Annotated in this window: 16 protein-coding genes; all 16 read right to left on the reverse strand. The window is 45.4% G+C overall.

The features are described from left to right. Nucleotides 1-2: 2 nt before the first annotated feature. On the reverse strand, nucleotides 3-542 hold the full coding sequence (gene rplF / locus F6J99_RS17130; RefSeq protein WP_070390677.1) for a 50S ribosomal protein L6: 540 nt from the start codon (nucleotides 540-542) through the stop codon (nucleotides 3-5). A gap of 262 nt (nucleotides 543-804) precedes the next feature. After that, nucleotides 805-1206, reverse strand: a complete 402-nt coding sequence (gene rpsH / locus F6J99_RS17135) for a 30S ribosomal protein S8 (RefSeq protein WP_070390678.1) — start codon at nucleotides 1204-1206, stop codon at nucleotides 805-807. Between the two features lie 23 nt (nucleotides 1207-1229). Continuing rightward, the gene (rplE, locus tag F6J99_RS17140) at nucleotides 1230-1775 is read right to left on the reverse strand and encodes a 50S ribosomal protein L5 (protein ID WP_070390679.1); all 546 of its coding nucleotides are present in this window, start codon (nucleotides 1773-1775) and stop codon (nucleotides 1230-1232) included. 156 nt (nucleotides 1776-1931) lie between these two features. Next, a complete protein-coding gene (gene rplX, locus F6J99_RS17145; RefSeq protein ID WP_293113955.1) occupies nucleotides 1932-2294 on the reverse strand; it encodes a 50S ribosomal protein L24 in 363 nt (120 codons plus the stop codon). Further along, nucleotides 2294-2662 carry a 50S ribosomal protein L14 gene (gene rplN / locus F6J99_RS17150; protein WP_070390681.1) on the reverse strand — a complete coding sequence of 123 codons (369 nt, stop codon included), beginning with the start codon at nucleotides 2660-2662 and terminating at the stop codon, nucleotides 2294-2296. Before rplN ends, rplX begins: the two co-directional genes overlap by 1 nt. Before the next feature lie 158 nt (nucleotides 2663-2820). Then, on the reverse strand, nucleotides 2821-3063 hold the full coding sequence (rpsQ, locus tag F6J99_RS17155; RefSeq protein ID WP_070390682.1) for a 30S ribosomal protein S17: 243 nt from the start codon (nucleotides 3061-3063) through the stop codon (nucleotides 2821-2823). 8 nt (nucleotides 3064-3071) lie between these two features. Beyond that, on the reverse strand, nucleotides 3072-3356 hold the full coding sequence (rpmC, locus tag F6J99_RS17160) for a 50S ribosomal protein L29 (RefSeq protein ID WP_070390683.1): 285 nt from the start codon (nucleotides 3354-3356) through the stop codon (nucleotides 3072-3074). Between the two features lie 3 nt (nucleotides 3357-3359). Next, complete coding sequence (gene rplP / locus F6J99_RS17165) at nucleotides 3360-3779, reverse strand: 50S ribosomal protein L16 (RefSeq protein ID WP_044495712.1); 420 nt, start codon at nucleotides 3777-3779, stop codon at nucleotides 3360-3362. An 89-nt stretch (nucleotides 3780-3868) separates the two neighbouring features. Beyond that, the gene (rpsC, locus tag F6J99_RS17170; RefSeq protein WP_070390684.1) at nucleotides 3869-4594 is read right to left on the reverse strand and encodes a 30S ribosomal protein S3; all 726 of its coding nucleotides are present in this window, start codon (nucleotides 4592-4594) and stop codon (nucleotides 3869-3871) included. Nucleotides 4595-4667: 73 nt separating this feature from the next. After that, on the reverse strand, nucleotides 4668-5027 hold the full coding sequence (rplV, locus tag F6J99_RS17175; protein WP_008191214.1) for a 50S ribosomal protein L22: 360 nt from the start codon (nucleotides 5025-5027) through the stop codon (nucleotides 4668-4670). A gap of 50 nt (nucleotides 5028-5077) precedes the next feature. Beyond that, complete coding sequence (gene rpsS / locus F6J99_RS17180; RefSeq protein WP_008191216.1) at nucleotides 5078-5353, reverse strand: 30S ribosomal protein S19; 276 nt, start codon at nucleotides 5351-5353, stop codon at nucleotides 5078-5080. 112 nt (nucleotides 5354-5465) lie between these two features. Beyond that, nucleotides 5466-6329 carry a 50S ribosomal protein L2 gene (gene rplB / locus F6J99_RS17185; RefSeq protein ID WP_070390685.1) on the reverse strand — a complete coding sequence of 288 codons (864 nt, stop codon included), beginning with the start codon at nucleotides 6327-6329 and terminating at the stop codon, nucleotides 5466-5468. A gap of 123 nt (nucleotides 6330-6452) precedes the next feature. Beyond that, complete coding sequence (locus F6J99_RS17190; protein ID WP_070390686.1) at nucleotides 6453-6755, reverse strand: 50S ribosomal protein L23; 303 nt, start codon at nucleotides 6753-6755, stop codon at nucleotides 6453-6455. Then, entirely contained in the window at nucleotides 6748-7380 is a 633-nt protein-coding gene (rplD, locus tag F6J99_RS17195) for a 50S ribosomal protein L4 (protein WP_293113956.1), read from the reverse strand. Before rplD ends, F6J99_RS17190 begins: the two co-directional genes overlap by 8 nt. 147 nt (nucleotides 7381-7527) lie before the next feature. Then, nucleotides 7528-8163 (reverse strand): 50S ribosomal protein L3, encoded by a 636-nt coding sequence (rplC, locus tag F6J99_RS17200; protein ID WP_293113959.1) that lies wholly within the window; start codon nucleotides 8161-8163, stop codon nucleotides 7528-7530. A gap of 738 nt (nucleotides 8164-8901) precedes the next feature. After that, a complete protein-coding gene (locus F6J99_RS17205; RefSeq protein ID WP_293113957.1) occupies nucleotides 8902-11103 on the reverse strand; it encodes a cation:proton antiporter in 2202 nt (733 codons plus the stop codon). Between the last annotated feature and the right edge of the window lie 361 nt (nucleotides 11104-11464).

An 11464-nucleotide genomic window follows, 5' to 3' on the forward strand; every position in this document is an offset into this window, starting at 1 on the left:
GTTTACTTCTTACCTGCTTTACCAGCTTTACGTCTGACTATTTCACCGGCATATCGAATGCCTTTACCTTTATAGACTTCTGGGGGTCGAACTGCACGAATTTTTGCAGCTGTGTTGCCTACAACTTCTTTGTTGATGCCACTCACAATGACGTTGGTGTTGTTTTCAACTTTGACTTCAATCCCCTCAGGAGGAACGATCTCCACTGGCTGGCTGTAACCAACGTTTAAAATTAGATTTCGACCTTTCACTTGAGCTCGATAACCGACTCCCTGAATGTCCAAACGTTTTTCAAAGCCTTTGGAGACTCCCTCAATCATGTTGGCCACCAGAGTGCGAGATAAACCATGACTTTCACGGGCGGTTCGGGTTTCTTCGCGCCGGGAAACCTCTACAGTTTCACCAACTTGCTCAGCTTTAATTGTATCTGGCAAAACCCAATCCAGTTCACCTTTGGAACCTTTGACCTTCACCTGTTGACCGTCTATTGTTACAGTAACTTTACTGGGAATTGGTATAGGGCGCTTGCCAATACGTGACATAAAATTATCCTCCTAACTAAAGAAGTATGAAATATAAAGGTATGAAGTATGAAGTATGAACTATGTCATGAATTGGTTAATCAGCTAATCCGATCAATCCTAGGTTGTTATCGGACCGTTTGGCATATACTTAGCTGATTATTGATCGAACTGATGCTCTAATCTACAGGGGCTTTCAGCTGATAGCTGCCAAGCCTAGATTTTTAAGCAGCGAGTCAGCTGACGGCTCTTAGTAGATCCTTCATCCTTCATGCTTCATCCTTTACCATACGTAACACAGAACTTCACCACCAATTCCCCGACGCCTTGCTTCCCGGTCGGTCATGATGCCATTAGAAGTAGAGATAATAGCAATCCCAATCCCTCCCAAGACTCTTGGCAGTTCTTTACGGTTGGAGTAAACTCGCAATCCAGGTTTACTCACCCGCTTCAGGGATCTGATAATTGGTTTGCGATTGTTGCCCTTGTATTTTAGGGAAACAACTAAGTATTTTTTGACCCCTTCGCCTGCTTCCTCAAAATCAGTAATAAAGCCTTCTTCTTTGAGTACTTGGGCAATCGCCCGGGTCATTTTAGTTGATTGTACATTTGTTGTTTGATGCCGAACCAAGCAGGCATTTCTAATGCGGGTCAGCATATCTGCAATTGTGTCGTTTGCCGGCATTGTTCCTTCCTATGATTACAGGCTTATTTATCCCGGAAAGGCATTCCCATCTCTTTGAGTAAGGCGCGACCTTCTTCGTCAGTGTTGGCAGTGGTGACTATGGTAATATCCATACCACGAATCTGATCGATACTGTCGTAGTCTACTTCTGGAAAAATGAGTTGCTCTCGCACCCCAAGAGTGTAGTTACCACGACCGTCAAAGCTTCTAGGGCTAAGACCCCGAAAGTCCCGAATTCTTGGCAGGGCTAAGTTAATTAGCCGCTCTAGAAAGGAGTACATACGCTCTGAACGGAGGGTAACCGTCACACCAACAGGCATCCCGGCACGGATTTTAAAACCCGCGATCGCTTGTTTTGCTCGTGTGACCACCGGTTTTTGACCGGTGATGATGGCAATTTCGCTTACCGACGATTCCAGAGCCTTGGCATTTTGAGATGCCTCTCCTAATCCTCGGTTAAGACTAACTTTGACTAATTTCGGTACTTGATGAATGTTTTTGTAACCGAATTGCTCTTTTAATTTGGGGACTATTGTTTCCTGGTATAGGATTTTTAACCCTTTTGTCATAGTTTTTTTCCTTTGATTTCCCTGGGCTTGGTCAGGGCAATTGTCATTAGTTATTAGTCATTGGTCATTGACCATTAGCCATTAGTAACTGCCAAGAGTAATTTTTTTGTTACTTTTTTGAGTACTGAGGACTAAGGATTAAGCACTAGGGACTAATTAGTCAATAATCTCACCAGTCTTTTTGAGCATCCGCACCTTACGACCATCGTCGGTAAAGGTATAGCAGATTCGGCTAGCAATTTTTTCTTTATTCGAGTAAAGCATAACGTTGGAGCTATGGATTGGAGCTTCAAATGTAGCAATTTGACCTTTCTCACCTTCTTGTTGAGGCTTGACATGCTTAGTTTTGACGTTAACTCCTTTGACTACTACCTTGCTAATTTTGGGTAGCGTCCGCAAAATTTCTCCAATTTTGCCTTTATCTCGACCGGCAATCACTTGTACCGTGTCGCCTTTTTTAACGTGCATTTTGTAGCGTAATGGGGTATCAGTTTGTGCCTTCTTGTGTTTACTTGGCATCAGAGTACCTCCGGAGCAAGGGATATAATTTTTGTGAAGTTTTTCTCTCGCAGTTCCCGGGCTACAGGGCCAAAAACGCGGGTACCTCTGGGATTGCCATCTGCGTTTATGATTACTGCTGCGTTGTCATCAAAGCGAATACTCATACCGCTTTCCCGACGTAGCCCCTTGCGGGTGCGCACAATCACAGCCCTAACTACATCTGACTTTTTGACCCCCATATTTGGAATGGCATCCTTGACCACACCAATAATTACATCACCCACACCACCGTAGCGCCGATTTCCTGCACCAATAACGCGGATGCACATGATTTTTCTGGCTCCACTGTTGTCAGCAACGTTTAGGTAGCTCTCTTGTTGAATCATCAGTGTTCCTCCTCTAATAGAGTAATCAGTTATGAGTTAAACGAGTTATGAGTTAAACCTTGGGTTTGTTTCCAAGTCCGAAAGGATTTTCTTCCGAGATCTCACGCACATTTGTAGGTCGTGGAGAACCCACATCGACTAGGGTTAACTCGCTATTTTTAGGAACTACTGACGATTTCAGCAACCATCCAGCGTTTGGTACGACTCAGTGGTCGTGTTTCTCTAATCCGAACGCGATCGCCTTCTTTACATTTATTTTCCTCATCATGAGCTTTGTATCGCTTGGTACGCACAACAATTTTGCCGTACTTTGGGTGGGGAGACCTATTTTCAATAGCCACCACCACAGTTTTGTCCATTTTGTCGCTGACCACCAGGCCAACTCTCTCTTTTGCTGACATACTATTTACTATTCGTCTGATTCTGATTGTGGGGTATCACTTTGTTCTGATTGCGGGGTATCACTTTGTGAGGTATCTGTTGATTCTTTCTGTTTAGCGAGTTGGCGTTCTCGTTCTACTGTCATTAGCTGAGCGATTCGGTGCTTAAGATGCTTAAACTGGTGAGGTTTTTCTAAGCGTTTGGTTGCCTTTTGCAGGCGCAAGTCAAACAACTGACGCTTAGCTGCTAAAATTTCCTGCTCTAGTTCGGCATCGCTCAGACTTCTAGCATCTTCTATCTTGGGCAGAGCCATAGCTTATACCTGTTCCCCTTCACGAGAAATGAACTTCAATTTAATGGGAAATTTGTTAGCAGCCAGACGCATGGCTTCGCGAGCAACCTCTTCGCTTACCCCAGCGATTTCATAGATAATCCGACCGGGTTTAACTACTGCTACCCAAAACTCTGGGGAACCTTTTCCAGAACCCATACGAGTTTCTGCTGGACGCATGGTGACTGGTTTATCTGGGAAAATTCGAATCCAGATTTTGCCACCACGACGAACGTAGCGCGTCATTGCCCGACGACCTGCTTCGATTTGGCGGGAGGTAATCCAAGCTGGTTCTGTGGCTTGCAGCGCATAATCACCAAAGTTAATGGTACTGCCACGAGTGGCCATACCTTTCATTCGTCCCCGGTGCTGTTTGCGATATTTTGTTCTTTTTGGACTTAACATAATTAATTTGTTCTTTGTTAATTGAAAATCGAAACTTGAAAACTGACAATTAACAAGCAAGCAATTTTAAAATGACTAGTTACTAATGACTAGTCATTTGACCGGTCTTCAAACTGCTGGCGGCGTTTTGGCTGACGGCGACGAGGTTGAGCTGTGTTAGGGGCAGGCTTTTCTTCTTGACCGGGAATCACTTCCCCTTTGAAAACCCAAACTTTAATGCCCAAAATTCCATAAATGGTTTGGGCCGTTTTGTAGGAATAATCAATATTTGCCCGGAGGGTATGGAGGGGAACTCGTCCTTCACGAGTCCACTCGCTTCGGGCAATTTCAGCTCCATTTAACCGACCACCTACCTGAACTTTAATGCCTTGGACATCAGCCCGCTGAGCCCGCTGAATTGCTTGACGAACCACTCGTCTGAAGGAAACTCGGCGCTCTAGCTGTTGGGCAATGTACTCGGCAATTAGGGTAGCATCTGCATCCACCCGTGATACTTCCACAACATTGATGCGAATCTGACGATTGTTGCCCAGGGCTTTTTGCAGACCGACACGCAAAGACTCAATACCACTGCCACCACGACCAACAACTACCCCAGGTCGAGCTGTATGAATTTCTAAATCAATCTGGTCAGCTTTGCGCTCAATCCGGATGTCGGAAATTCCAGCATTATTGAGGTTTTTCTCAACATATTGTCTGATTTGGTAGTCTTCCTGCAACAGAAGCGGATAACGCTTTGAGTCGGCAAACCAGCGAGAGCGATGCTCTTGCGTGATACCTAGCCGAAAACCAATTGGATGTATTTTCTGTCCCACTGTTCTTTTCTTTCCCTATTATCGAGGCATAGCGCTATTAGTGTTTGCCGTTGGTAATTCTCAAACTCACTAACTAATCATCTACTTCTGGAGAAACAGCCACGGTGATATGACAGGTTGGCTTGCGAATCTGATAAGCACGACCTTGAGCTCTTGGTCGATACCGCTTCAAGCTTGGTCCCATATCCGCAAAAGCTTTAGTGATGTATAAGCTAGCTGGGTCAATCCCTGCATTGTGTTCAGCATTGGCAACAGCGGAGCGTAGTACTTTCAATACTGGTTGGCAAGCCCGGTAGGGCATGAATTCCAGAATGATCAGAGCTTCCCGATAGGAACGCCCCCGAATTTGGTCAAGTACTCGCCTGACCTTGCTTGGAGACATCCGAATGTAGCGTGCGATCGCTTTAGTTTCTGCTGTAGTGTCTATGGCCATCGTTCCATCATTTGCTTTCTTTATAGCTACTAACTACTGAACTAATCACTTTAACGACGGGCCTTACCATCCTTAACATGTCCCCGAAATGTTCGAGTCGGGGCAAATTCGCCCAGCTTATGACCTACCATCTGCTCATTGATAAAAACTGGTACATGTGTCCGCCCGTTATGCACGGCAATGGTGTGACCTACCATCTGGGGCACAATGGTCGAGGCTCTTGACCAGGTTTTAATCACCTGTTTTTCGCCTTTAGCATTCAAGGTTTCAATCTTAGTCAGAAGACTATCGGCTATAAAAGGACCTTTTTTTAATGAACGACCCATAATTCAACGCTCGTTAGTTTTTAGTTGTTAGTTGGTAGTTAATAGTTGCGTTTTTGGTAGTTAGTAGTTGCTAGTTACAACGTTTAACCTGCTAACTTTAACGTTCAACTCCTTAAGAATCGCGACCGCCGCGCCCTCGCTTAGAGGATTTCCGCCTACGCCGGACAATTAAAGAACTACTTTGCTTTTTGACCTTACGAGTTTTGGCTCCCAAGGCTGGTTTCCCCCAGGGGGTCACTGGACCACTTCTACCAATAGGAGCTCTACCCTCACCACCGCCATGGGGGTGATCTACCGGGTTCATTACACTGCCCCGTACTTGGGGACGACGGCCTCTATGTCGATTGCGACCAGCTTTACCTAAACTCAAGTTTCTGGCTTCAACATTACCGACCTGTCCAATAGTGGCGTAGCATTCTTTACGCAACATCCTGACTTCACTAGACGGCAGCTTTAGGGTGACATAGTCACCTTCTTTAGCTTGCACTTGAGCAGTGGCCCCGGCTGCACGAACAATCTGTGCTCCTCGCCCTGGGATCAGTTCAACGTTATGCACGTTGGTGCCTAAGGGAATATCTTTTAGGGGCAAGGCATTGCCTATTTCGATGGGAGAGTCAGGCCCAGATATGATGCTTGACCCCACTTCCAAACCCACAGGATGCAAGATATATCGCTTTTCCCCATCTTGATAGTAGAGCAGCGCAATCCTAGCATTCCGATTAGGGTCATACTCAATTGCTGCCACTTTTGCGGGAATATTGTGCTTATCCCGGCGGAAGTCAATTACCCTGTATAGACGCTTATGTCCCCCACCGCGATGGCGACAGGTAATAACACCGCGATTATTGCGACCTTTTTTACGATGCTTAGACTTGGTTAGGGATTTTTCTGGCTCAGTCCGAGTAATCTCAGCGAAGTCTGAGACAGTACCCTGACGAGTGCCTGGGGTGTATGGTCGATAGCTACGGATGCCCATAACAAGTATTTTTTACTTAGTTTGTCTTAACTAGTTTGTCTTGACTAGTTTGTCTTAACAATTGACAATCTACCAATTGGCAATTAACCAAATTAATAATTAGCAATTAGCAATTAGCCAGTTTTATACGTCTGGGAATAGAGTAATCGAATCTCCTGGAGCTAGGGTAACAATCGCCCGTTTGTACTGGGTTTTGTAACCTACAAATTTTCCCACTCGACGCTTTTTCCGTGGCGGACGTAGGGTATTTACTGCCACCACTTTAACTTCAAAAAGACTTTCAATCGCGGCTCTAATTTGTGGCTTTGTCGCTTTGATAATCACATCAAAGACATACTTGTTCTGCTCCATCAGTAGGGTCGCCTTTTCAGTCACAATTGGGCGAATCACCAAATCAGCAAGGTCACGGGGGTTATACTCAGTCATTGTAAACCTCCTGAATTTTGGCAAGAGCTGTGTTAGTGGTCACGATTTTATCAGCGGCCAGTATATCATAGATATTCAAGTTGGTGGCATAAATCAACTTGACAGTTGCTAGGTTACGGACTGATAAATAAACCTTTTCTTCTGGCTGAGCTAGGATTATGAGAACTTTTGACTCAGGCTCAATTCCCCACCGACCAATTGCTGCCACCACATCCTTGGTCTTGGGTCGTGGTAGTTGTTCAACAAATTCCTCTACCACAATCAAATCCTCTGCTCGACTCATAAACGCTGTTCTTAGAGCCAAGCGACGCTCTTTGCGGTTCATTTTCTGGCTATAGTCTCTGGGTTTCGGACCAAAGATCACACCACCACCACGCCATAGGGGTGAACGATTAGAACCAGCACGAGCACGACCGGTTCCCTTTTGTCGCCAAGGTTTGCGTCCTCCACCTCTAACTTCGGAACGAGTTTTTGTACAAGCATTGCCTTGACGAGCATTGGCCATTTGTCTAACCAGTGACCGGTGAACAATGTGGGCAGCGTTTTCTTCTTTGGCAACTCGCATCTGGAGTGTTGCCTGCCCTACTTCTTCCCCTTGCCAGTTTCGCACTGAACAATCTACCATTTGTTCTCTCCTTCTTAGCGAGCAAGCGTTTAGCAATTAGCTGTTAGCTTTTAAGCACTCAGGGGGTGCTAGTAGTAAAAATAAACAGTTACATATACATCAGGCTTACACCTAACGATGAGGGAGCTAATTGCTTTTTCCTTCTGACTAACGTCCGACTTTATTAGTGGGTGCAATGCTCAAAAGTGTCCCTGGTTTACCGGGAACTGCACCTTTAATCAGTAGCAAATTGCGCTCTGCATCTATCTTGACTACCTCAAGTTTGCGAATTGTCACCTTGGTCCCGCCGTAACGACCAGCCATTTTCTTACCTGGATAGGTACGACCAGGGGTTGTCCCTGCTCCAGTGGAACCTGGGAGGCGGTGGTTTTTGGAACCATGAGCCATCGGTCCTCGCCTGAAGTTGTGACGTTTCTGATAACCCGCAAACCCGCGACCAATGCTTTTACCGCTGACATCGATAATTTGACCAATACTGAACATATCGGTATTGACTGGCTGACCCAGTTCAAAATTACTGGTATCATCCACGCGGTACTCACGTAGGTGGCGTAAGGGTGGGGCGCTGGACTTAGCCAAGTGTCCTATTTCAGGCTTATTAATTGCTTTAGGCTTAACTTGGTCATAACCAATTTGAATGGCATTGTAGCCATCTGTCTGGTTGGTTTTTATTTGGGTCACAGTGCATGGCCCAGCTTTTACGACGGTTACAGGAATCGCTCTTCCTTCATCATCGAACACTTGGGTCATACCGAGTTTGGTACCGAGGATACCGACAGACACTGGTTTCTCCTTTGTAGACATTGCAGCAGTCTGGCAGCAGGGATATTCAAGAACCTGAATTCCCTTTGTGCCACAAACCTGGTCATTATAAACCTGGTCACTATTTATAGTGGATAAACCTCTCCTCAAAAAATAAGCAGAGAGCCCACTTTTATCTAGCTCGGCATGATGGTCGAGCTAGATTCTCGTTCAATTGCGTTTACTGGTCAGAAAAGGCTATTAAACTCGCCTGACTTCGCTGGGACTTAAGTTGTTAATCACTCAGTATCCCTTGATCCACGAAAGTGTAAGCACTTATTGACCTAAAGCAGACCCAAGAACTGATTGGAGTTGTTTAAACCTAACTGTCTTTGACCTACTTTAGCCCTGATGCCAAAAAAAACACCTGATATGCTGTGTATATTGTCTTGCCTCGAACCTACTTCTCAGCCCACAGCACACCCAGCTATTCAGTTGCTGAGGAAGCAACTGTCATAATGCCACTATTATATAGTATATAGTATTTTGCTAAGGGTGTCTAGTTAGTTTGAGAATTAGTTTGACAAAAATTTGCTTGCTGTATGGATTTATGTGAAATCGGGGGATGCGATCGCTAGCCAACGCCCTTCGGGCTAATCGCCTTTGGCGCGGCTGAGGCCTTTGGCCACGCTTCGCTAAAAGCGATGAAGCGTTCGCGCAGCGTGGCCAAAGGCCTCAGCTTCCGCTAAAAGCGATCGCATAGTCTTGAAACCAAATCATTCACTCCTCATCCCATTCCCCAGACAACAACACACAATCCCCCACCTGCAATACTCCAGCTTCATCCACCGGATTATATAGTTTCCCTTGTCTACGCAACGCCTGAACCATGACATTGTATTGATGCTGGAGATCAATTGGCTTCATACCCACCAAACTTGAATTCTCTACCAAAGTTACCCAATGCTTAGATCCCTCACTAAGGAAACTGCGACTTTCGATCCAGTCTCTAAACGCTGCTAATTCTTCCGGTTCCCCAACAACTAGCAATCGATCCCCTGAACGCAACGTCATCTTACCTTGTGGGTAGTGGACAATATCATTACCTTGTTGAATTGTCAAAACTGTTACCCCAGTCACGTTACGGATATCTGCTGCTGCCAGAGTTACCCAATCTAGACGGGAAGTTTGACTCAAAGTCACCCACTCACTGTCGAGTTCTTGGGCAACATCAGTGATCTCTTGCTGCTTTGAATAGGTAGCTTGTTCAGGTCGTACACTCAAATAGCGGTCTTGGTGAATCCGATTGATCACTGACTGAATCATCCCTGGGGTTTCTCCCAGTGCTACTAGCACATGGGCTCCCATTTCCAATGCTGCCTCAAATTCTGGTTGCACTACTTCCCGCGCCCCTAACTGGGTGAGTAGGTCAATTTCGCTATTTTTGTGAGAACGAGCCACGATATCCAGTCCTGGGGCAAACTTGAGGGCACGTTTGAGCAACAAGCGGGTACTGCCAGGATCGGGTAGGGCAATGGCTAGGGCTTTAGCTTTTTCTAGATGGGCTTTTTCTAACACCAGTTCCGAGTGAGCATCCCCAAACATATAGGGAATTTTCTCATGTCTCAAGCGTTGAATAGCAGCTTCGCTATTTTCAATCACTAGTACCTCATGCCCTTGATTGCGCAGGATTTTGACCAGTACTCGCCCAACTCGTCCATAGCCAGCCACTACCACATGATTACAAATCGTTTCTGGAATTGACAAAGCTTTAGTACCCTGAAACTGACGCAGGTAGCTTTTCAGAAACGGCAGATTTACCAGGTGCTCTGCTATTCGGGGAGACCATCTTAGCCACATGGGTGTCAGGACTAGGGTAATGGCTGTGGTTCCGACCAGGAGTAGATACTGATCCCTAGTGATAAATCCTAACTCAAAGCCAACCACTGCTAAGACAAAGGAAAATTCTCCAATTTGATTGAGACCAAAACTAGCAATAAAAGCCGTTTTAAAGGAATAGCCAAATTTCAGAACAATCGGTAGAATAATGGCTGCTTTACCCCCCATGACTAACATCACTAAACCGATGATTATGCCGAAATTTTCGAGCAGCACTTCCGGCTCAATGAGCATTCCTATGGATGCAAAAAATAGACATACAAACGTGTCTTTAAGGGGGATTATTTTGGCAACTGCTTGGTCAGCATAATCAATTTCAGCCATCATTAATCCTGCCACAAAGGCTCCCATTTCAACGGATAGACCAAGTCCAGCAGTAATCAAAGCAATTCCTAAACACAGGGCAATTACTGTGATCAGAAATAGCTCACTGTTTTCAGTGCGGGCAATATATTTAATGAGATGGGGAATTATCCAGCGACCCGCTGCTAGAGCAGCAGCTAGAAACACCAACGCTTTGAGTAAAGCAACAACTAAAGCTGAGCCAATATCTGAGGGCTGCTGAAGGGCGGGGATGACGGCTAACATCAGACCTAAACTAAGGTCTTGAGCAATCAAAATGGCCAGCATCACTTGACCATGAAGGGTATTGGTTTCTCCTCTCTCCATCAGGGTTTTAAGAACTACTGAGGTGGAGGAAAGGGAGATGATGAATCCGAGCATTATTCCCGGAGTAAATCCATCAACCCAACCAAGTCCATTGGCTAAAACTGCAACTAGGGTAATAGTGAGACTAATTTGCAGTAAACTCCCTTTCAGGACAATATCTTTAAATCGTTTAAGCTGGGATAGAGAAAATTCTACCCCATAGGTGAATAACAAAAAAACAATCCCAATTTCAGCTAGGGATTTGACTTGTTCTAATTCGCCTACGAGTTTAAGACCAAACGGACCAACCAATAAACCACTGGCTAAATAGCCTAAAAGTACAGGTTGACGTAGCCGATTGGCAAGGTAGCCTCCCAAAGCAGAAGCCCCTAGAACTGTGGTTAGATCCAGAATTAAATTGTGTCCTGAGGCCATGATTAGGAATGGGTAATCGGTAATTGGTCACAGGCTTCATACCTGGGGGTTTGCCCTTGTGCCCTGATTTTTTGGTAACTTACCTCACCTGAACTAAGCAACTTGGGCATCAAGGAGTTGGTAAGGAAGGCTCAAAGTACTCTACCCACCTGAGAATTTTTTCAGTTATCTTATGACGGTAGAGATTTCCAAGAACTATGGCTTTAGAACAGTGTAACGTTTGTGGGTCTTTAACCAGCACCAACGATGAAATTTGCCTCAGTTGTGGTTATCCAGCTAAAGGTCGGCCAAAGTTAGTTTTTTTCAAGTGGACTGCTATCGGTGTTGCTGTAGTATTTGCTTTATTTCTCCTACTAGGGGA

Source organism: Moorena sp. SIO4G3 (assembly GCF_010692305.1).
Lineage (GTDB): Bacteria > Cyanobacteriota > Cyanobacteriia > Cyanobacteriales > Coleofasciculaceae > Moorena > Moorena producens_A.

Coding starts and splice junctions, on each gene's coding strand:
- rplX (WP_293113955.1), bottom strand. CDS start 2,294: ATGCCAAGTAAACACAAGAAGGCACAAACTGATACCCCATTACGCTAC.
- F6J99_RS17205 (WP_293113957.1), bottom strand. CDS start 11,103: ATGGCCTCAGGACACAATTTAATTCTGGATCTAACCACAGTTCTAGGG.
- rplF (WP_070390677.1), bottom strand. CDS start 542: ATGTCACGTATTGGCAAGCGCCCTATACCAATTCCCAGTAAAGTTACT.
- F6J99_RS17190 (WP_070390686.1), bottom strand. CDS start 6,755: ATGACTGAGTATAACCCCCGTGACCTTGCTGATTTGGTGATTCGCCCA.
- rpsQ (WP_070390682.1), bottom strand. CDS start 3,063: ATGTCAGCAAAAGAGAGAGTTGGCCTGGTGGTCAGCGACAAAATGGAC.
- rplD (WP_293113956.1), bottom strand. CDS start 7,380: ATGGTAGATTGTTCAGTGCGAAACTGGCAAGGGGAAGAAGTAGGGCAG.
- rplE (WP_070390679.1), bottom strand. CDS start 1,775: ATGACAAAAGGGTTAAAAATCCTATACCAGGAAACAATAGTCCCCAAA.
- rplV (WP_008191214.1), bottom strand. CDS start 5,027: ATGGCCATAGACACTACAGCAGAAACTAAAGCGATCGCACGCTACATT.
- rplN (WP_070390681.1), bottom strand. CDS start 2,662: ATGATTCAACAAGAGAGCTACCTAAACGTTGCTGACAACAGTGGAGCC.
- rpsH (WP_070390678.1), bottom strand. CDS start 1,206: ATGCCGGCAAACGACACAATTGCAGATATGCTGACCCGCATTAGAAAT.
- rplP (WP_044495712.1), bottom strand. CDS start 3,779: ATGTTAAGTCCAAAAAGAACAAAATATCGCAAACAGCACCGGGGACGA.
- rpmC (WP_070390683.1), bottom strand. CDS start 3,356: ATGGCTCTGCCCAAGATAGAAGATGCTAGAAGTCTGAGCGATGCCGAA.
- rpsS (WP_008191216.1), bottom strand. CDS start 5,353: ATGGGTCGTTCATTAAAAAAAGGTCCTTTTATAGCCGATAGTCTTCTG.
- rplB (WP_070390685.1), bottom strand. CDS start 6,329: ATGGGCATCCGTAGCTATCGACCATACACCCCAGGCACTCGTCAGGGT.